The sequence below is a fragment of the Mycobacterium gallinarum genome, from assembly GCF_010726765.1.
Lineage (GTDB): Bacteria > Actinomycetota > Actinomycetes > Mycobacteriales > Mycobacteriaceae > Mycobacterium > Mycobacterium gallinarum.
Genome location: NZ_AP022601.1, coordinates 1,531,250 through 1,548,293, shown reverse-complemented (window position 1 = coordinate 1,548,293; position 17,044 = coordinate 1,531,250). Strand labels below are relative to the sequence as shown.

General features: G+C 65.8%; 20 protein-coding genes and 1 pseudogene. 7 read left to right on the top strand and 14 right to left on the bottom strand.

Going from position 1 to position 17,044, the window contains the following annotated elements:
• Window positions 1–3 precede the first annotated feature (3 nt).
• The 4 genes from G6N42_RS07720 to G6N42_RS07705 are packed head-to-tail and all read right to left on the bottom strand — an operon-like array spanning window position 4 to window position 3,036.
• The gene (locus tag G6N42_RS07720) at window positions 4–849 is read right to left on the bottom strand and encodes a fumarylacetoacetate hydrolase family protein (RefSeq protein WP_163728122.1); all 846 of its coding nucleotides are present in this window, start codon (window positions 847–849) and stop codon (window positions 4–6) included.
• Window positions 849–1,637, bottom strand: coding sequence for an SDR family oxidoreductase (locus G6N42_RS07715; RefSeq protein WP_163728120.1), 789 nt, complete (start codon window positions 1,635–1,637; stop codon window positions 849–851). The genes G6N42_RS07720 and G6N42_RS07715 overlap by 1 nt, the downstream gene beginning before the upstream one ends.
• Window positions 1,638–1,657: 20 nt before the next feature.
• Complete coding sequence (gene lhgO / locus G6N42_RS07710) at window positions 1,658–2,872, bottom strand: L-2-hydroxyglutarate oxidase (protein ID WP_163728118.1); 1,215 nt, start codon at window positions 2,870–2,872, stop codon at window positions 1,658–1,660.
• Window positions 2,869–3,036: a hypothetical protein gene (locus G6N42_RS07705; RefSeq protein ID WP_163728116.1), complete on the bottom strand. Its 168-nt coding sequence runs from the start codon at window positions 3,034–3,036 to the stop codon at window positions 2,869–2,871. Before G6N42_RS07705 ends, lhgO begins: the two co-directional genes overlap by 4 nt.
• Before the next feature lie 311 nt (window positions 3,037–3,347).
• On the opposite strand from G6N42_RS07705, the gene ripD reads away from it, so the two are divergent.
• Together ripD and proS are read left to right on the top strand one after the other, a co-directional pair.
• Window positions 3,348–3,887, top strand: a complete 540-nt coding sequence (gene ripD / locus G6N42_RS07700; RefSeq protein WP_163690414.1) for an NlpC/P60 family peptidoglycan-binding protein RipD — start codon at window positions 3,348–3,350, stop codon at window positions 3,885–3,887.
• Between the two features lie 53 nt (window positions 3,888–3,940).
• Window positions 3,941–5,347: a proline--tRNA ligase gene (gene proS / locus G6N42_RS07695; RefSeq protein WP_163728113.1), complete on the top strand. Its 1,407-nt coding sequence runs from the start codon at window positions 3,941–3,943 to the stop codon at window positions 5,345–5,347.
• Here the strand turns inward: proS and G6N42_RS07690 are convergent.
• A complete protein-coding gene (locus tag G6N42_RS07690; RefSeq protein ID WP_163728112.1) occupies window positions 5,341–6,891 on the bottom strand; it encodes a class I adenylate-forming enzyme family protein in 1,551 nt (516 codons plus the stop codon). The two genes, proS and G6N42_RS07690, sit on opposite strands and share 7 nt — an antisense overlap.
• 76 nt (window positions 6,892–6,967) lie before the next feature.
• Between G6N42_RS07690 and G6N42_RS07685 the strand changes: the two genes are divergently transcribed.
• Entirely contained in the window at window positions 6,968–8,152 is a 1,185-nt protein-coding gene (locus G6N42_RS07685) for an acyl-CoA dehydrogenase family protein (protein WP_163728110.1), read from the top strand.
• Here G6N42_RS07685 and G6N42_RS07680 read toward each other — a convergent pair.
• Entirely contained in the window at window positions 8,137–8,748 is a 612-nt protein-coding gene (locus G6N42_RS07680; RefSeq protein WP_163728106.1) for a DJ-1/PfpI family protein, read from the bottom strand. The two genes, G6N42_RS07685 and G6N42_RS07680, sit on opposite strands and share 16 nt — an antisense overlap.
• A 34-nt stretch (window positions 8,749–8,782) precedes the next feature.
• Here G6N42_RS07680 and G6N42_RS07675 point away from each other — a divergent pair, with 34 nt between their 5' ends.
• On the top strand, window positions 8,783–9,172 hold the full coding sequence (locus tag G6N42_RS07675) for a DUF4267 domain-containing protein (protein ID WP_163728103.1): 390 nt from the start codon (window positions 8,783–8,785) through the stop codon (window positions 9,170–9,172).
• Window positions 9,173–9,186: 14 nt separating this feature from the next.
• Here G6N42_RS07675 and G6N42_RS07670 read toward each other — a convergent pair whose 3' ends face one another.
• The 5 genes from G6N42_RS07670 to G6N42_RS07650 form a co-directional block, all read right to left on the bottom strand.
• On the bottom strand, window positions 9,187–9,879 hold the full coding sequence (locus G6N42_RS07670) for an MOSC domain-containing protein (protein ID WP_163728099.1): 693 nt from the start codon (window positions 9,877–9,879) through the stop codon (window positions 9,187–9,189).
• A 39-nt stretch (window positions 9,880–9,918) separates the two neighbouring features.
• Window positions 9,919–10,326 carry a hypothetical protein gene (locus tag G6N42_RS07665; RefSeq protein WP_163728097.1) on the bottom strand — a complete coding sequence of 136 codons (408 nt, stop codon included), beginning with the start codon at window positions 10,324–10,326 and terminating at the stop codon, window positions 9,919–9,921.
• A gap of 61 nt (window positions 10,327–10,387) precedes the next feature.
• Window positions 10,388–10,636 carry a hypothetical protein gene (locus G6N42_RS07660; RefSeq protein ID WP_163728094.1) on the bottom strand — a complete coding sequence of 83 codons (249 nt, stop codon included), beginning with the start codon at window positions 10,634–10,636 and terminating at the stop codon, window positions 10,388–10,390.
• A 278-nt stretch (window positions 10,637–10,914) separates the two neighbouring features.
• Entirely contained in the window at window positions 10,915–11,172 is a 258-nt protein-coding gene (locus G6N42_RS07655) for a DUF732 domain-containing protein (protein ID WP_163728091.1), read from the bottom strand.
• A gap of 355 nt (window positions 11,173–11,527) precedes the next feature.
• Entirely contained in the window at window positions 11,528–13,486 is a 1,959-nt protein-coding gene (locus tag G6N42_RS07650) for a serine/threonine-protein kinase (protein ID WP_163728088.1), read from the bottom strand.
• A 48-nt stretch (window positions 13,487–13,534) separates the two neighbouring features.
• Here G6N42_RS07650 and G6N42_RS07645 point away from each other — a divergent pair, with 48 nt between their 5' ends.
• Entirely contained in the window at window positions 13,535–14,017 is a 483-nt protein-coding gene (locus G6N42_RS07645; protein WP_163728085.1) for a DinB family protein, read from the top strand.
• Between the two features lie 7 nt (window positions 14,018–14,024).
• On the opposite strand, the gene G6N42_RS07640 is transcribed toward G6N42_RS07645, so the two are convergent.
• Together G6N42_RS07640 and G6N42_RS07635 are read right to left on the bottom strand one after the other, a co-directional pair.
• Window positions 14,025–14,684 carry an FKBP-type peptidyl-prolyl cis-trans isomerase gene (locus tag G6N42_RS07640; protein WP_232076102.1) on the bottom strand — a complete coding sequence of 220 codons (660 nt, stop codon included), beginning with the start codon at window positions 14,682–14,684 and terminating at the stop codon, window positions 14,025–14,027.
• A gap of 51 nt (window positions 14,685–14,735) precedes the next feature.
• On the bottom strand, window positions 14,736–15,068 hold the full coding sequence (locus G6N42_RS07635) for a hypothetical protein (RefSeq protein ID WP_163728083.1): 333 nt from the start codon (window positions 15,066–15,068) through the stop codon (window positions 14,736–14,738).
• Window positions 15,069–15,186: 118 nt separating this feature from the next.
• Here G6N42_RS07635 and G6N42_RS07630 point away from each other — a divergent pair, with 118 nt between their 5' ends.
• Together G6N42_RS07630 and G6N42_RS07625 are read left to right on the top strand one after the other, a co-directional pair.
• Window positions 15,187–16,029 carry an alpha/beta fold hydrolase gene (locus G6N42_RS07630; protein ID WP_163728080.1) on the top strand — a complete coding sequence of 281 codons (843 nt, stop codon included), beginning with the start codon at window positions 15,187–15,189 and terminating at the stop codon, window positions 16,027–16,029.
• A 30-nt stretch (window positions 16,030–16,059) separates the two neighbouring features.
• Window positions 16,060–16,602, top strand: a complete 543-nt coding sequence (locus G6N42_RS07625; protein ID WP_163728077.1) for a hypothetical protein — start codon at window positions 16,060–16,062, stop codon at window positions 16,600–16,602.
• On the opposite strand, the pseudogene G6N42_RS31150 reads toward G6N42_RS07625, so the two are convergent.
• Window positions 16,596–16,924: pseudogene (locus G6N42_RS31150) on the bottom strand (MBL fold metallo-hydrolase); the annotation flags it as partial. The gene G6N42_RS07625 and the pseudogene G6N42_RS31150 overlap by 7 nt on opposite strands.
• Window positions 16,925–17,044 lie beyond the last annotated feature (120 nt).

The window sequence follows — 17,044 nt, the reverse complement described above, 5'->3', positions numbered from 1 at the left end:
CGTTCACCGCACCGGGTTGGTCAGCGATGCGAGCTCGTCGCCGAGTTCGCAACGCACCACGTCGCCGGGCTCGATCGCGACCGCCCCGGGGGTGCCGGTGGACAGGATGTCGCCGGGGTAGAAGGGCATGACCTGGCTGTGGAAGCTGAGCAGTTCGGCGGGGGAGAACGTCATCCTCGAGACGGTGTCCCTGCGGTGCACGGCGCCGTTGTGGATGGTCGCGACGCGCAGATCCGCTAGCGGCGCATGGGCCAGCACTTCGTCGAGCGTGATCAGGTCCGGGCCGAAGGAGAAGAACGTGGGGTAGTTCTTGACCCGCGTGAGATAGCGCGGGTTCTCCAGCAGCACCGTCTCGGCCGTCTGATCGAGCACCGGCACGACGCCCGCCACATGGGCCATCGCGTCCTCGACGGAGACCTGGTAGCAGGTACGTCCGATCACCAGACCCAACTCTGCTTCCGCGGTCACCTTGCCGATACCCGGCGGGACGATGATCGGCTCACCGGGGCCGACGATGGTGTGGTCGCCCTTGATGAACGACGCAGGAGAGGTGCGCGGCGCTTGTTCGCCGAGATCGCCGGCGTGCGCGCCGTAGTTGAGCCCGATGCCCAGGATCTTGCGCGGACGTGTCCAGGGCGCCAACACCGACGCATTCGGATCGACACAGTGGTCGTCGTCGACCCCGGTCTCCACCGCGGCGGCGAGTGCGTCCAACTGTTCACCCGCCAGGAGGGACAACAGGTCCGACGGTCCGCCGGGCAGCACCCGGTCGATGCGGGCGAGGCGGCCGTCTGGCAGGGCGACACAGGCGAATGGTTCATCGCCGACGGCTACCGTGCGGATACGCATCAGGTGACCCCGCGAATCAGGCCGCCGTCGACCCGTACGACGGAACCCGTGACATAGGAGGCTCTTTCGCTGCACAGAAATGCCGCGACGTCGGCGTACTCCTCGGGACGGCCGTATCGTCCGACCGCCATGGTGGCCGCACTGTCTTGCATCACCTCTTCTGTGGCGCGCCCTTCCCGTTCGGCCCGGCGTTCGTCGAGAAATCGGGTCCGGTCGGTCTCGATCCGGCCCGGCACAATGACATTGGACGTCACGCCGTCGCCTCCCACCTCGTCGGCGAGTGTCTTGGACCACGCGTGCAAGCTCGCCCGAAGCGTGTTCGAAAGGCCGAGGTTGGGGATGGGGGCCAGAGCACCCGACGACGTCGACGTGAGGATGCGGCCCCATCGCCGCTCGCGCATCCCGGGCAGGACGCGGTCGGTCAGCATGATCACCGACAGCACCATCTGGTCGAAACTCGTTCGCCATACGACGGCCTCCTGACCGGTGACGGTCGTCGGCGGTGGGCCGCCCGTGTTGTTGACCAGGATGTCGATCGGCCCGAGCGTGCTCTCGACCTCCGTCACGACATACTCCATGCGATCGAGATCGCCGAGGTCCCACGCGAGTGGCAACGCCTTCGCGCCGGCAGCCTGCACCCGGGCAGCGGTCTTGGCCAGCGCATCGGCCGAGCGGCCTGCGGCGGCCACGTTCGCCCCTTCCGCGGCGAGGCGCGTCGCGATAGCGCCGCCGAGGCCGCCGCTGGCGCCCAGCACCAGGGCGGTTCGTCCGGAAATGCCGAGATCCATTGGGGCGCTCCTTCAGTGGTCTACGTGGTCCTGTTCTCGGTGATGGTGGATACGACGTGTTCCGCGATCGCCAGCGCCGATGTCGCGGCCGGCGAAGGGGCATTGCGCAGCAATACGATGCGGTCGCGGACGCTGATCCGAAAATCGTCGACCAACGCTCCGTCGGCGTCCAGCGCTTGGGCGCGGATACCTGCCGGGCCGGGCACGACATCGTCGTCGCGGATCTCGGGGACGTATGCGCGGGCGCCGGCGATGTACCGCCGCTTGCTCAGCGAGCCGTACATCTCGCGGATCCCGGTGCGCCAATGCTGACGGGCGAAACGCCAGAACGCCGGTGTACGAACGATTTCCGCGAGGTCGTGCCGTGAAGCCGTGCGCCAGTTGTAGCCCTCGCGCGCCAGCGCCAGTACCGCGTTGGGGCCGACCAGGACCTCGCCATCGACGCGCGGGGTGATGTGGACTCCAAGGAATGGGTAGCGCGGGTCGGGGACGGGATACACCAGTCCGTTGACGAGGCCACGCCGCCCCGGCTTCAGCGCGTAGTACTCGCCGCGGAACGGCATGATCGCCGGATCGGGTCCGTCTCCTGCGAGTTCGGCGAGTCGGTCGCTTTGCAGCCCTCCGCACGCGACGACCTGGTCGAAGGCGGCCTGATAGGTACCGCCAGCCGTGCGCGCGGTGACGACGACCTCGGTGCCGGTCGAGCGGAGTCCGATGACTTCCTGTCCGAGTAGGACTTTCGCCCCCGCCTGGACGGCGTCGTCGGCAAGCGCCCGAGTCACCTCGGCGAAGTCGACGATCGATGTCGACGGCGAGTGCAAGGCGGCCAGACCACGGACGTGCGGTTCGATCTCGCGGAGTTCCTCCGGTCCGATCGTGCGGACGCCGGGGACACCGTTGGCGCGTGCGCGCTCCTCGATACCGCCAAGCCGTGCACGTTCGGTTTCGTCGAGCGCAACCAAGACCTTGCCGCATTTGATGTTCTGGATTCCGCGCTGCACACAGAACTCTTCGAGGAGGCCGACGCCGCGACGGCAGAGGACCGCCTTGTTCGAACCGGGTCGGTAGTAGAGACCGGCATGGACCACGCCACTGTTGCGCCCGGTCTGATGGGCGGCCAGTCGGTCTTCTTTTTCGAACAACGTCACCCGTGCGTCGGGACGCCGAATGAGGATCTCGCGCGCGATGGCCACACCGACGATCCCACCGCCGATGACGGCAACCCGATCGGTCATCGGCCGCCGCCCCTGGCGCGCACGTAGTCGGTGAACACGTCGTCCTGGTCGGCGCCCAGCCCAAGCGGGACTTCCCGGCGCGGTTCGGTCGGCTCGGAGAGGCGCACCGGTGAGCCGGGAACGCCGAGGTCACCCAATGTGGGATGCGGCAATGTCAGCACCATCGATTCACGTACGTGTTCGCAATCGTAGACCTCGAGTATGGCCTGGATACTGCTGCGGGAACTCCGGCCGCGTCACGTGCCGCGGCGCGCAGGTCGTCCGACCCCGAGGCCGAGCCGGTCCAGGACGCGGGGGCGGTAGTTCTGTGCTCGTCGGGAGCGGTCACTTTTCGATCACGGTACGACAACTCATTGGCCATGTGCCGCGCGGCAATTGGGCCGCGCCCGCGTGCCGGCTGTACAAAGTGGATAGCGATTGTGGTCGACGGTGACCTGCACTGTTCGCGTCGTATTTCGAGAAAGTGAAAAGTCCGATGAGAAGGATCTACGCCTTGGCGATCAGCCTGGCGCTGTTGGTCGCGACACCCGGTCTGGCGACCGCTCAGCCGTTCCCGCGGCCCGCCAGTCAGCAGCAGGCGATCCAGACGGTGATCGCGCGTGGACTCGCCCAACGGGGCGTGCCCTTTTCGTTCGGTGGCGGCGATGTCAACGGACCGACCCGCGGCAGCGGCCCGACCGCCAACGCACTCGGCCTCGACCCCGAAGGCAGGGTCGTGGGACTGAACCCGGCGGCGGACGTCGTCGGATTCGACGCGTCCGGCCTCATGGTCTATGCCTTCGCCGGGGTTGGCGTGAAGCTGCCACGCTCGTCGGGCGCGCAGTACAAGGTCGGCCAGAAGGTCACACCCGCGCAAGCGCTTCCGGGAGACCTCATCTTCTACGGGCCCGAGGGTAAGGACAGTGTCGCGCTCTTCATCGGCAACGGGCAGATGCTCGAGGTCGGCGACGTCGTCACGGTGTCACCGGTGCGCACCAACAACATGACGCCGTACCTGAGCCGCATCATCGCCTAGCGTCGCGGAAAACCGCGCGACGCAGGCCGCAGGCCGTCAGTAGGGTCGTGCGGATGGCGGTGCTGACGGCACAAGAAGACGACTTTCCGCGGTGGTATCAGGATGTCCTGACCAAAGCGAAGCTGGCTGAGAACGGTCCGGCCCGCGGAACCATCGTCATCCGGCCCAACGGCTACGTGCTGTGGGAGCGCATGCACGCCGAGGTCGACGGCCGGATCAAAGCCGCGGGGGCGCAGAACGCGTACTTCCCACTGCTGATCCCGATGAGCTTTTTCGAGCGCGAGGCGCAGCACGTCGAGGGATTCAGTCCCGAGCTCGCCGTGGTGACGCATGGCGGCGGTAAGGAACTGGCCGAGCCGCTGGCCATCCGTCCGACCAGTGAAACCGTCATCGGTGAGTACATGGCCAAGTGGATCGACAGCTATCGCGACCTACCACTGATTCTCAATCAGTGGGCCAACGTCGTACGCTGGGAGATGCGGCCCCGAATCTTCCTGCGCACCACCGAATTCCTGTGGCAGGAGGGGCACACCGCCCATGCCACCGAGCCCGAGGCACGACAGTATGCCCGCCGGATTTTGCGCGAGGTATACGAGGACTTCATGCGGAACATCCTCGCCATGCCCGTGATCGTGGGCCGCAAGACGGCACGCGAGCGATTCGCCGGCGCGGCGAATACGATGACCTGCGAAGGAATTATGCGGGACGCCAAGGCATTGCAGATGGGCACCTCCCATGAGCTAGGGCAGCGGTTCAGTCAGGCCTTCGAGATCGCGTACTCGACTGCCGACGGCACCCGGAACCACTGCTGGACCACGTCGTGGGGTGCGTCGACGCGCATGCTCGGTGGACTGATCATGTGTCACGGCGACGATTTCGGCCTTGTTCTACCGCCGGCGCTCGCACCCGTTCAGGCCGTGGTGGTCGTCGTGAAGGAGTCCGACGGTGCTGTCACGCGCGCTGCTTCGGCGCTCGTTGACGAACTGAAGGCGATCGGAATGCGAGCGAAGCTGGACGACAACAGCTCTCAGGGTTTCGGCTGGCGTGCCACCGAATGGGATCTGCAGGGGGTGCCGATCCGTGTGGAGCTGGGCCCACGAGACGTCGCCGACAGTGCCGCGCTGCTTTTCCGCCGGGATACCCGGGAGAAGTCGTCGGTGGGGCTGAGCAGCGTCGTGGACGCGGTGCGGAAGTTGGCTCCTCGTATCCAGTCCGACATGCTGTCGGCTGCCACTGCCCGCCGTGACGCGGTCATCGTGGACTGTGCGACGTTGGACGAAGCGCGCGAGGTTGCTCAGGCAGGCGTCGCCAGGGTGCCGTGGGAATTGGTCGGAGACGCGGGCGAAGCCGAGCTGGCCGCGGGCGGGCTGACGGTCAGGTGCCTGCAGCGCAGCGACGGGTTGTTGCCCGAATCCGACGATGACACAGGCGCGCTCGCCTACGTCGCCCGGGCCTACTGAGCGCGGGGCAACGTCCCGTCAATGACCAGTGCCCGTAGCGCCTTCCGATTGAGCTTTCCGCTCGCGAGCGTGGGGATCTGCCCACTGGTGGCAAGCACCCAGTACGTGGGAACCTTGTAGGCGGACAACTGATCCCGTGTTCGCGCGGCGAGCGATTGCACGTCGATCTGCGCACCGGCGGGCACGACGACGGCGCACACCTCCTCGCCGCGTACCGGATCATCGATCCCGACGACAATGCATTGCGAAACGTCGGAGAACCGCTCGACCACCGCCTCGACCTCGAGCGGCGACACGTTCGCGCCCGCCGCCTTGATGAGCTCGCTCGTCCGGCCCACGTAGAACAGCCGCGGATCGCCTTCCTTGCGGTAGACGCGGTCGCCGGTGTGATACCAACCGTCCTCGTCGAATGTCTCGGCCCGTTCGCGCTTGTTGTAGCCGGCCATCACCCCGATGCCGCGAACGAGTAGCTCTCCGACACGGCCGTCGGTGATCGGTTCGCCGTCACCGTCCACGATGCGCATGTCGGTGAACCCAAATCCGCCCGCGGTTTCAGACATGGTGCGGTGCACGGGGAATCCGTCGGGGACGTTCGTCATCGCGATGTCCAGCGGTCCCTCGCGGAGCATCGGCGCACTGGACAGGTCGCGTTGTTCGAAGGTCGGATGCTCACGCAACCGTTGGGTGAATGCGGGCCATCCGACGATGCCCGTCGCCCGTTCACGCTCGACGAGATCCAGTGCCGTCTCGGGGTCGAGTCGTGGCATGACGAGCAGAGTGACGGGATCGTGCAGGGCGCCGGTCGTCGCAAGGAGTCCACCGACCCAGAAGAACGGCATCGCGCACAGAATCCTCGCGGCAGCGCCGGAGCCGGTCACCGCGCGGATGGCGTCCGGCCATGTCGAGGTCTGCCGTACCAGGGTGCCGTGGGTGTGCAGCACGCCCTTCGGGTCTGCCGTCGAACCCGACGTGTGGATCATGATGGCCAGATCGGCCGGCGAGACCTCCGCTTCGACAGCCGTCAGAATGTCTTGCGGCACTACGTGTTCTGCCTCGTCGTAGCGGGTGGCCCAGTGCCGATCTGCGTCCCCGGTGAACACGATGCGGCGCAGGTACGGCGCCGCAATCAGCGCGAGCCGGCTGGTGGGTTGGCCGCGCAGCTCACCCAGCGCCTCTTCGAGGCGCTCGGCGACATCGATGGTGAGCACGTGCGTGGGGGCGATCAAGATCCCGACATCGGCGAGTCGCAGCACCTTGGCGATTTCCGCCGGTGCGTACAGCGTGCTCAGCGGAACGACCACCGCGCCGATCCGGGAGGCGGCCAGCCACCAGGTGACCCAGTCGACACCGTTGGCGAAGAACAATCCGACACGCGAGCCCTTGCCGACACCCTCGGCCAGGAGCCAGCGGGCGAGTCGCGCCGACCGCTGCTGCGCCTCGAGATAGGTGAACCGGTCCGTCGGCGTGACCAGATAGGTCTCGTCGCCGAACTCATTCGCGCTGCGCTCGAGCAGGGCGGGAATGGTCAGACGTGGCAGGTCCACGTGCGAAGTCTATGGCCCGGAAAAATTACGCGTCGTTGGGTATCGAAATTGCCGGTTGTCCGGTTAAGGTCACCACATGACGTCCACAATCGACGCGGCCGACCGAGTTGTCGGGCTCGCACGAGGCATGCGCGAACTCGTAGGTGAGCAGGCCGCCGAATCCGAGCGGGCACGCACCCTGACACCGGCGATCGTCGACCAGATGTGGGCCAGCGGGCTGATGACAGCGTTCAACCCGGTGGAGGCCGGGGGAGTGGAACCGTCGTTCGCCGAGATGATCGAGACCTGGATCGAGATGGCCTGGCAGGACGGCTCCTTCGGGTGGGTCGGCATCGCGAATCTCCCGTCGTCCTTCGCCGCGGCGGCCTACCTGCCCGACGAAGGCTTCGCGGAGGTGTTCACCAACAACGAGAACCGCGTGACGATGGGTGGACAGTTCTTCCCGAACGGGCAGGGAACGGCGGTCGACGGCGGCTTCACGCTCAGCGGGGCGTGGAGCTTCGGCTCGGGGACCGGGCATGCGGAATACGTCGCGGCAGGCTTCTTCCCGATGGACGACGGCGAGATGCGCTGGATCAGTGAAGGTGTCCCGGACATGAGGGTGGCGGTGATCCCTCGCGAGCAGATCACCTTCAACGACGGCTGGTTTGTGCAGGGGCTCAAGGCCACCGGGTCCTACGACTACAGCGTGCAAGACCTTTTCGTCCCCGAGTACCGGACGTTCGCCTTGTTTTCGCGTGACGCGCTGCGGGGCGCGTCCCCGGCCACCCGCATGGGGCTCATGCCCGTCACGGCCGCAGGTCACGCGTCGTGGGCGTTGGGTGTCGCGAAGAGCATGCTCGACGACGTCCAGGAACTCGCGGCGACCAAGTTCCGGATGAGCGACATGGCGTCGCTGGCCAGTCGGCCCACGTTCCAGAAAGGCCTCGCGCACCATGTCGCGGCGTGGCGTGCTGCGCGACTGTTGGTGATCGACGCGTTCACCACCGCGGAGGCTGCCGTCGCATCGGGGGAGGCGTTGACACCTGCATTGCGCGCAGACATGCGCGTCGCCGCCGTCTACGCGACCGATGTCTCCCGGGAGTGCGCGGAATGGGCGCATCTGGTTGCGGGCACGAGTTCGATCCGCGAAGGCAGCCGGCTCGAACGAGCGTTTCGTGACATATACACCGGCAGTCAGCACGCGTTCATCAGCGAGAAGGTCGCCATGGACGCGGCACAAATCTGGCTCGGCATCATCGACGATCAGTTCGGTCTCTGATCGGGTTGCCGCCAGACGTCCGTCGGCGTGGGGTAGGCGACGGCCTGCGCGACCCTGGTCGCGACGGCTTCACCGACTTCGCGTTGTACGAGCCACAGCGCAAGGTCCATACCGGAGGTCACCGCGCCAGCGGTGACCACGGTGCCGTCGTCGACGACACGGCTATCCCGGAGGACCGCACCATATTTCGAAAGCTCATCCAGCGCTGCGGGGTTCGTGGTGGCGTTGCGGCCGCCCAGGATTCCGGCCTCGCCGAGCAGAAGTGCGCCCGTGCACACCGACGCCACCCACCGAACCGAACCCGCCATATCGGCGATGACGCGCGGCAGTGTGCCGCGCCGAATCTCGCGTGGCACGCCGGTGTCCGTTCCCCCCACCCAGCTGCCACCGGGCACGAACAATGCGTCCGGGGAACCCAACTCGTCGGCGACGTGCAGTTGCAGGCCTTCCGCGGCGGACACCACGGGGGGACCGTCGACGCGGACCAGGGCGACATCGAGGACGGGATCGATGGTCGACGCCCGGGCGAAGATCTCCCACGGCGCAACGACGTCCAGGGCGTCGAATCCGTCGAACACCACGATCTCAATTCGCATCTGCTCAGTCTTGTCCTCCCATAGGCTGCACGCCATGTCTTTGGACCGCGCAGCTCTGGTCGTGGGCGGTATTCGCCTCGCGTCGGGCATCTCGTTTCTCGTCGATCCGCTTCGGGCCAACAAGCTGTGGGGAGATTCCGGCGAGCCGGCCCCGACGGCACAGCTTCTATTGCACTCGATGGGCTACCGCGATGCGCTCATCGGCGGGTTGATGATGACGGCCGCGGTGCGCGGTAAGGACACCCGTGGTTGGTTTCTCGCATCGGGTGGCGCTGATGCGTCCGACCTACTGGGCGGGTTGCGGGTGCACAACGAGATGTCCCGCTCTCAGCAGCTCATCGGTCTCGGCGGAGCCGTCGTCGGCATCGGGGTCGGACTGTGGGGTGCGACGCGTCGCCGGCCCAAACCGGCTGTATCCGAATAGGTTAGATCGATGACCTAGCCGCCCGGCCCCGCGTTGTGCTTCGGTGGGGCTGGCGTCAGGCGGCGCCGCACATAGTTCTTGAGCTCGGCGGAGAGCGCATCGGCGGCCAACAGCTGCGGAAGCAGGTCGGGCTCCGACATTTTGGCGCGGAACACCATTTCGATCGTCACGTCGTGGTCCGGCCGATCTTCGACCACGATCGTGTCGCCGGCTTGCACCGTTCCCGGCGAGATGACTCGCAGGTATGCGCCGGGTTTCGCGGTGGCGGTGAAAGTTTTCATCCATCCGTCGATATCGAGGAACGCGGAGAAGGTTCGGCATGGAGTTCGCGGTGCAGACACCTCGAGCACCAGTCCGCCCGTCCCGATACGCCAGCGTTCACCGATCCGTGCCCTTGTCACTTCTACGTCCAATGTGGTCAGGTTCTCACCGAACATCCCGTCGGAGATCGGGCGGTCGAGGCGGGTCTGCCATTCGTCGAGATCCTCGCGGGCGTAGGCGTAGACGGCTTGGTCGTCGCCACCATGGAGCTTCTGGTTACCGATGGTGTCACCGAGAAGACCGCTACCGAGGCCACCGCGCATCGGGCCCGGCGCTCGTACCATGACGGCCTCGTCGGTCGCGCGTTTGTCAATACCTGTCTGCCTCGACGGCGCATCTGGATTTGCGCGGACACGAGCCAGGTTGACCGATACCACCTTCGCCACGGGGTTCAGGGTAGTGGCCTCGTGTGGGGCGTACGAATCCTAGGCAGGCGGCGTGAACGCGGGATCCGGTGGTGGCGGCGGACCGATGGGCATCTGACGAGCCGGCGTGAAGGGCACGGCCGGATCGGGGAACAGGTTCGTCACGATGCTGTTCGGATCGCTGAAGTTGGTGCGGACGTCATCGAATGATGAGAGTCCACCAGGCTGCTGAAGCATGTCCGCCGGGATGGCAGGTACGGACGGCGCGCCCGGCGGAGGCGGAGGAGACGCCGGCAACGGCCCGTCTGCGGTCACGATGCTTGTCACGACACCCGGGATCTGCGGTACGACGGGTTCGATCGGCGCCGGTTGCGCACATGCGACGCCGACGCCGACGCCGGCCACGGCACCGGCAATCGCGAGCGTGCAGCACACGACACTCAACACCCAGCGCCGCGCTCCACTCATGTCACCGAGTTTCCCACGTATGTCGGACGCCCGCAGCTATACCCGTGGGCGCGCCAGGGCGCTATTGCGGTTCGCCGGTGGGAATGGTGTAGGGCGCCGTGGTGATCGGTGGAACTGCCACCGAAGTCTCCGGTGACGGCGGTGCCGTCGTCTCCGTGACTGTTTGACCGGTGGTGATCCCGGCACCAGACGGAACCGGCTGGGGGACAGCCGCATTCACGTCACCTATCGCGAAGGTCAATACCCCGGCCGCAAGCACGGCGCCGGCACCGGCCGTCCCCAACATGAACTTCACGTGCTTCGAGTCCATTTCTGGCCACTCCAATCAGTCCCTGCCGCTATCGATTACGGCGGGACACACTCTTCGTTCGTCGGACACCGAGTCGAACACTGACCGATGCAATACGAGCCAACCGAGTGCGTCGGCACAGAATTCCCGTCTCAGAAAATCGGCGACGTCACGAATCAGCGTGGATCAGCGACTATCTGCCGGATCGCAACACCATGGGCGCTTGCTGTAATAGCCTGCAATGCAGGAGAACTCCAGCTCAAAGAAGTGGCTCGGCCGGAGTTGACGTTCGCGCGTTGTCAGCAGTCGAGCTGAACAACCGCGGCGCTGACGATTTCGCCCGCAGCAGAAATCGATACGCCCAGATCGTTTCGCACCATGACGACTGCGTCCGATGCGGGTGTGCCGCTGCGAAGAGTGCTGCAGATCTTTGCGCCCTCGGTCCGCAGCTGCTGATCGGTGAGAAACGCATAGGTGGTCTGCATCGACCGTACGAACTCGTCTTCGTCCGCCACAGCGGGGGCGGCCAACACCACCGCAGCAGGAACTACCGACATGAGGGCCCCGACCCTGTACTTCAACTCGAACACCTCTCAGAACACGCGCGACCTCGCCGCGCTCGTAGAAAGCACTGCTAAGAATGATCGTTAACATAACGACGTCCAGCCGGGCCCAAACGCTGACACATCGACTAGCTCTTGTGCGTTATGTCTAGCCTAGCTTACTTGTTGACGACGCGGGCTGCTGCCCAGTCCGGTCTCCTGATCCTTCTCGCGGTTTAATTCGCACAAGGCATGATCGGGGGATGGACTACAACGGCCGGCGGGGCCGTCGCCGGCGTAGCGCTTTTCGCGCCCGGACCGATATTTGCCATTCACAACTGTGATCAGCGCTCCGACGGGCGAGTCGCCGCTAGTTGTCGCCGGTGCGTTCGAACGTGTCGGTGAAGTCGCCGCCGCCGGCGCATGCCCCGCCTGCCGATATGGTTTGGCGTCCGCGGCCGGTGAGTAGCGCTATCGGGTCGTCCAACTGTGGAGGCATCGGATAGTCGGCGGTGATCGTCGATTGCGCTGTACCGCCGCCGGGGCATGTCGTCGCGCCTGCTTCGTTGCGCGTCCATTTGTCGTCTTTGAAAATCAATGTGACGACCCCGTCGACCGCATGGAACAGGCTCATGCACCGATCGCCGGTGCGGAGGCAGTAGGTGTTGGCGGAGAGGACCTTTCCACGTACGAGGTTGCCGTTCGTGAACGTCGTCGTCTGCTGGTAGTTGCCGTGCAGCGCTTCGGCCGGGCTGACGACCCGAGGTGGAAGAACCGCGGGATCGGGAACCTTGTTGGGGTCGGGGTCTCCGGTGCGAGTGAACTTCACGGTGCGTTTGGCCGCGCATGCGCCGTTCGCGGAGGCCCTGATCGTCTCGCCGGACAGCGTGCCGTCGGGGTTCGGTTGGAGCGTGAACACCACCCAGAGTTCTTCGGGTTGCTCACCGGTGCACTGCGCTGAGGCCAGGCCGACAGCGACCCATGTTCCGCCCAGCTGATCGAAGGTCAGGTTCGACAACAACGCCATTCCGGCGCCGCTGACGTTGGCGGCGGTCGCAACGCAACCGCTGGCTCCGCACTCGGAGCGGACGCCCCAATTACTGGTTGTGGCAGGTGCATTCGGCACCGGTTTGCCTTCGAGGTCGGTGCCCGGTCCGTAGTCGGCGGTGTAGGTGCCCAAGAATTCGCCACCGCTGGGTGATGCGGACGGCGCGCCGGCATCAGGCTTGTCGCCCTGAGTGAATTCGACGATGGCGATTACACCGGCTACAACGATCAGGGTGGTGATGAACACCAGCGCACCGACCAGAAGCCCACGGTTTCGTCCCCGACGCTTCGGTGGCGCCGCTGTCGGCACCTGCATGTGGGGTGTGCTGACGGGCGGGTACGAAAACATCGGTGCGCTGTGGGGTGGTGGTTGCGCCCAGGGCTGCTGGGCAGGCATTGGTGCGCTTGAGGGTGCGCTGTGGCTCAAGGTGGGAGATGCGGTAGGCGCGGGCACCTGCGGAGGCTTCGGCCGGGTGATGACTTCCCTTGCGGCAGAGGCCATATCGACGGCGCTGGCATAGCGCTCCGAGGGCTGCTTGGCCAGGCCGGTGGCGATGACGACATCCAAAGCGGTCGGGATGGTTCGACTGACCTCGGACGGTCTGGGCGGTGGGGTGAAGATGTGGCCGCTGGCGACCTTCTCAAAGGTGTTGCCGGGGAACGGCTGTTGGCCGGTGAGGCACTCGTACAGGACGCAGGCCAACGCATAGATGTCGGAGCTGGGGTTGATCTGGTCGGCGCTGAAGCGCTCCGGTGCCATGTATGCCCACGTGCCGATCGCGGCACCGGTCTGCGTCACCCCGTCCTCGGCGGTGCGGGCGATCCCGAAATCGATGAGATACGCGAAGTCGTTCTCGTCGATCAGGATGTTCGACGGTTTCACGTCGCGGTGAACGAGGCCTGTCTGGTGTGCGGCATGAAGCGCAGCGGCGATCTGCTCGATGATCGCCACCGCACGTGGCGGTTCGAGCGGCCCGTCATCGAGCAGGCTGTGTAGGTCGGTGCCGGGAATCAGCCGCATCGTCACGAACAGCCGACCGTCGATTTCACCGAAGTCGTAGATCGGTACGACGTGGCGGTCGTCCAACCGGGCGGCGGCACGAACCTCGCGGCGGAATCGCTGCTCGAACTCGGGGTCGTCGCTCAGATTGGGGAGCAGCATCTTGAGAGCTACGACGCGATCGATCTGGCTGTCGTACGCGCGCCAGACCTCGCCCATCCCGCCGCGACCCAGCAACTCGATCAGCCGGTAACGACCGAATGGCGTGCCTTCCACCGGCATACGATAACGGCCACTCGCCTGGATCGTGGCGCATAGGAGGGGAAGCCGATGTCCGACAAGACCGACCACCGCCCTCCGCGGCCCGCCGAAGGGGAGAAGGCGACCTTGGTGGAGTTCCTCAACTACCTGCGCCGCGCGATGATTTCCAACCTGGAGGGAGCGCCGGAGCCGCAGGTGCGCACAGCCGGGGTCCCATCGGGGACAAGCGTGCTGGGCCTGGTGAAACACGTGAGCTTTGTCGAGCGGTTCTACTTTCTCGGGGAGGACGTCAGCGACTGGAGTACGACGTTTGCGCCGACGCCCGAGGACACCGTCGAGAGCGTGCTGAACTCGTACCGGGACGCGGTGTCCCGCGCGAACGAGGTGATCGATGCGTGCGAGGACCTGAAAATGCCGGCGCCACGCTCAGCACGACCGCAGTCGGCACCGACGATGCGATGGATCCTGGTGCACATGATCGAGGAGACGGGCAGGCACGCCGGTCACGCCGACATCCTGCGTGAGCAGATAGACGGCGCTACCGGGCGCTGACTCGTGTCTAGCCTGCGGCGTCGAGGATCTTGATCGCGAAGACGAGCGTGTCGCCCGGCAGGATCCCGGCGGAGGGCTGACCGTCGGCGTAGCCGTCGGCTGACGTCATCGCGACGGCCACCGTGGATCCGACTTTCTGTCCCGCGATGGCCTTCTGGAAGCCAGGGACGACGCCGGTGAGCGGGAACTGCTCGGGCGCGCCGCGCTGGTAGCTGCTGTCGAATACCGACCCGTCACGCCCGTTGACGCCCATGTAGCAGACCGAAACCGTCGCCGTGGGTGAGACCACGGGCCCGTCACCTGCCTGCAACGTCTGCACCTGGGTCTCGGTCACGCTGAACGGCGTGCCCACCTTCACCTCTGGAGCCGTCGTGTCCGTGGAACCGGTGACCGCGACATTGCCGGTAGCACCGTTCACCGTCCATTCGGGAGTGCCGCCGGTGGGGGCCACGGTCGGGCACGTGGTGGCTGCTGCCGAGGGTGCCGGTTGAGCCGGCATGTTGGATTCGACCGAGTACAGGTCCGCGGGGTCAGCGGCAGACGACGTCGCAGATGAAGCTTCGGGTTCGGAGTCCGAGCCGCACGCAGCGAGGGTGGTCACGAGCGCGGCGGCAATGCCTGCGAACGCGAGGGTGGAAGACAGACGAGTGGAATTCACGGTCGTCACGGTACAGAGGTGACGCTCGGCGACGGTCGATTGGGCATTGTGCTGCGTGTTTCAGCAGAACTGGTACTCGACGGACCAGTTTTCGCCGCTCCACGTGGCTTGGAAGTGGCCGCCGAGGTCCGGGTTGGCGTCATGAATCATGCCGGTGCCGCCCTCTGGTGTGAATCCGGGCGAATCCCAGGCGACGGATTCGAAGACAGGGGAGAGGTCGGGAGTGCAGACCGCCTGCATGGTGATGTAACCGTCGGCGATCGCGAACTCCGCGCTGTCCTGGGTCTGAGCCGGGGTGTAGGGGTCCGCGCCCGCTGCGGGCGCATAAGCCGTCAGCGCGACAGCCGCAGCGGACAGCATGGCGACGGCCCCGCAGTGGAATGGCTTGCGCATCACGGCCCCCTGATCTTGAACTTCTGAGAAGTATCCACGGCAATTGTCGTCGACGATGAGTTTGGCCAAACTCGGCGGTCTGCATTCAGGAGATCGACACGGGACGGAAGGTCGAACGATGGGAACGAAGCCGGCACGCGGTGGACAGCTACCGATTAACGGGCTGGATCTCTATTACGAGGTATACGGCGAGCTCGTCGGCTCGAAGCCGCCCCTGTTGTTGATCCCCGGTGCGTTCATGGGCGCCGATTCGATGCCCGCATGGGTTGAGGCGTTCGCGAGGGATCGCACAGTGATCGTGTTCGACCAACAGGGACACGGCCGGACACCGGATACGCCACGTGAGATGTCGTACGAGCAGTTCGCCGATGACGCCGCGGAGTTGTTGCGCGCCTTAGGAGTCCAGCGCGCGGACGTGATGGGTTATTCACAGGGCGGCGGAGTGGCGCTGCAACTGGCGATCCGCCACCCCTCGATCGTGAACAAGTTGGTGTCGCTGTCGGCGACCTTCCGCAAGGAAGGTTGGTATCCGGCGGTGTCCGAATCCATTGCGGAACTGACTGCTGGCGACTTCGCGGGTACACCCGTCGAGACGGCGTTCAAGGCGCACACGCCGGATGCCAAGGCGTTCGAGACCTACCTCGAGAAGATGAAGGTCCTGAACATTGACGACCAGCAGATCACCGAAGACGAGATGCGCGCGATCTCGGCCAAGACGATGGTCATCGTCGGCGACGCGGATGGCGTGATGCTCGAACACGCTCTGGCCATGTTCAAGCTGCGCGGTGGAGGCGACGAGGAGGCCGCGGCAACAGGCGTGTTGCAGAAGGCCCCTGACGCGCGGCTGGTGGTCCTGCCTGCGATGTCGCACATCGGTGTGTCGGGTGAGGCGGAGGTGTTGGTACCCATGATCAGCGCATTTCTCGACGACGTCCCACCGAAGACGCCGGATCTCTTTTAGCGCAAGCCGGGCCGGTTACCGTGATTCGTCATGCACGTGTTGGTGGCTGTCGCGGGTATCGGGCAGTCGGACTGTGAGCGCGTCGCGGACCACGCGTTGGCCCAACCTGTTCTCGCAGTTTCCAGCCTCGCTTACGTAGCGACGGGGGTGGTGGTGCTGTGCTGGGCGATGCGGGGCAGGGGAGCGCTGGCCTCAGCGGCGGGAGTAGTTATCATTGCGGTCGGCCTGGGCAGCTTCGTCTATCACGGGCCGCAGCCGACATGGGCAGGTCCTGCGCACGACTGGCCGATCATCGCCTTCGGAGTGGTGTGCGTTGCGGGTCTCGTGCGAAGCGTCCGCAGTCAGTGGCGACTGTGGATGGTTGCGGCCGGGATTCTCGCGGTCGCCCTGATTGCCTACGCGGCAGGCCGTTCCGGGTCCCCGCTGTGCCGGCCCGAGAGCCTGTGGCAGTTCCACGGCGCCTGGCACGTCCTCACCGCGGCGGCCGCCGGATGTGCCGCCGTTGCGATGGGGCGCCGACGTGAGGACGCTTCGGCGACTCACGTCGGCGCTGGTCCAACGATTGGTCAGTAGTCCCAGGAGGAGGGAACGCAGCGGAAGACGTCGCCGTGGGTCGCCACATGGCAGACGGAAGGGAATGGCGGGTGGGTGGCCACCATCGCCTCTCCCGTCGCGGCCAGCTCCCGCAACAGCTCGATACGGACGCGGGCGGACTCCTCCGGATCGTGTTCGAACCCGTTGTGCCACTGGAGATTATGAACCCCGGCGCGAACACCGAGTCACCGGCGAACGTGAGTGCGTCACCACCGGACGCGAGGCGCACGATGCCGTGTCCTGGAGTGTGACCGCCGTTGCGGGTGACGAGCACTCCCGGCGCCAGTTCGTACTCCGCCTGTATTCATCCATCCGCGGCATAACCGACTAGCAGACGCCTGTGCTTGCCTGGCGGTATCGCACGTTGCCGTCCATCCGGGGATTGCGGACCGATACGCTGTCATCATCCAGTCCGACCGCC

Coding starts and splice junctions, on each gene's coding strand:
- ripD (WP_163690414.1), top strand. CDS start 3,348: ATGAGAAGGATCTACGCCTTGGCGATCAGCCTGGCGCTGTTGGTCGCG.
- G6N42_RS07675 (WP_163728103.1), top strand. CDS start 8,783: ATGTCTTTGGACCGCGCAGCTCTGGTCGTGGGCGGTATTCGCCTCGCG.
- lhgO (WP_163728118.1), bottom strand. CDS start 2,872: ATGACCGATCGGGTTGCCGTCATCGGCGGTGGGATCGTCGGTGTGGCC.
- G6N42_RS07685 (WP_163728110.1), top strand. CDS start 6,968: ATGACGTCCACAATCGACGCGGCCGACCGAGTTGTCGGGCTCGCACGA.
- G6N42_RS07650 (WP_163728088.1), bottom strand. CDS start 13,486: ATGCCGGTGGAAGGCACGCCATTCGGTCGTTACCGGCTGATCGAGTTG.
- proS (WP_163728113.1), top strand. CDS start 3,941: ATGGCGGTGCTGACGGCACAAGAAGACGACTTTCCGCGGTGGTATCAG.
- G6N42_RS07625 (WP_163728077.1), top strand. CDS start 16,060: ATGCACGTGTTGGTGGCTGTCGCGGGTATCGGGCAGTCGGACTGTGAG.
- G6N42_RS07655 (WP_163728091.1), bottom strand. CDS start 11,172: ATGTCGGTAGTTCCTGCTGCGGTGGTGTTGGCCGCCCCCGCTGTGGCG.
- G6N42_RS07630 (WP_163728080.1), top strand. CDS start 15,187: ATGGGAACGAAGCCGGCACGCGGTGGACAGCTACCGATTAACGGGCTG.
- G6N42_RS07680 (WP_163728106.1), bottom strand. CDS start 8,748: ATGCGAATTGAGATCGTGGTGTTCGACGGATTCGACGCCCTGGACGTC.
- G6N42_RS07705 (WP_163728116.1), bottom strand. CDS start 3,036: ATGGTGCTGACATTGCCGCATCCCACATTGGGTGACCTCGGCGTTCCC.
- G6N42_RS07660 (WP_163728094.1), bottom strand. CDS start 10,636: ATGGACTCGAAGCACGTGAAGTTCATGTTGGGGACGGCCGGTGCCGGC.
- G6N42_RS07665 (WP_163728097.1), bottom strand. CDS start 10,326: ATGAGTGGAGCGCGGCGCTGGGTGTTGAGTGTCGTGTGCTGCACGCTC.
- G6N42_RS07645 (WP_163728085.1), top strand. CDS start 13,535: ATGTCCGACAAGACCGACCACCGCCCTCCGCGGCCCGCCGAAGGGGAG.
- G6N42_RS07635 (WP_163728083.1), bottom strand. CDS start 15,068: ATGCGCAAGCCATTCCACTGCGGGGCCGTCGCCATGCTGTCCGCTGCG.
- G6N42_RS07720 (WP_163728122.1), bottom strand. CDS start 849: ATGCGTATCCGCACGGTAGCCGTCGGCGATGAACCATTCGCCTGTGTC.
- G6N42_RS07715 (WP_163728120.1), bottom strand. CDS start 1,637: ATGGATCTCGGCATTTCCGGACGAACCGCCCTGGTGCTGGGCGCCAGC.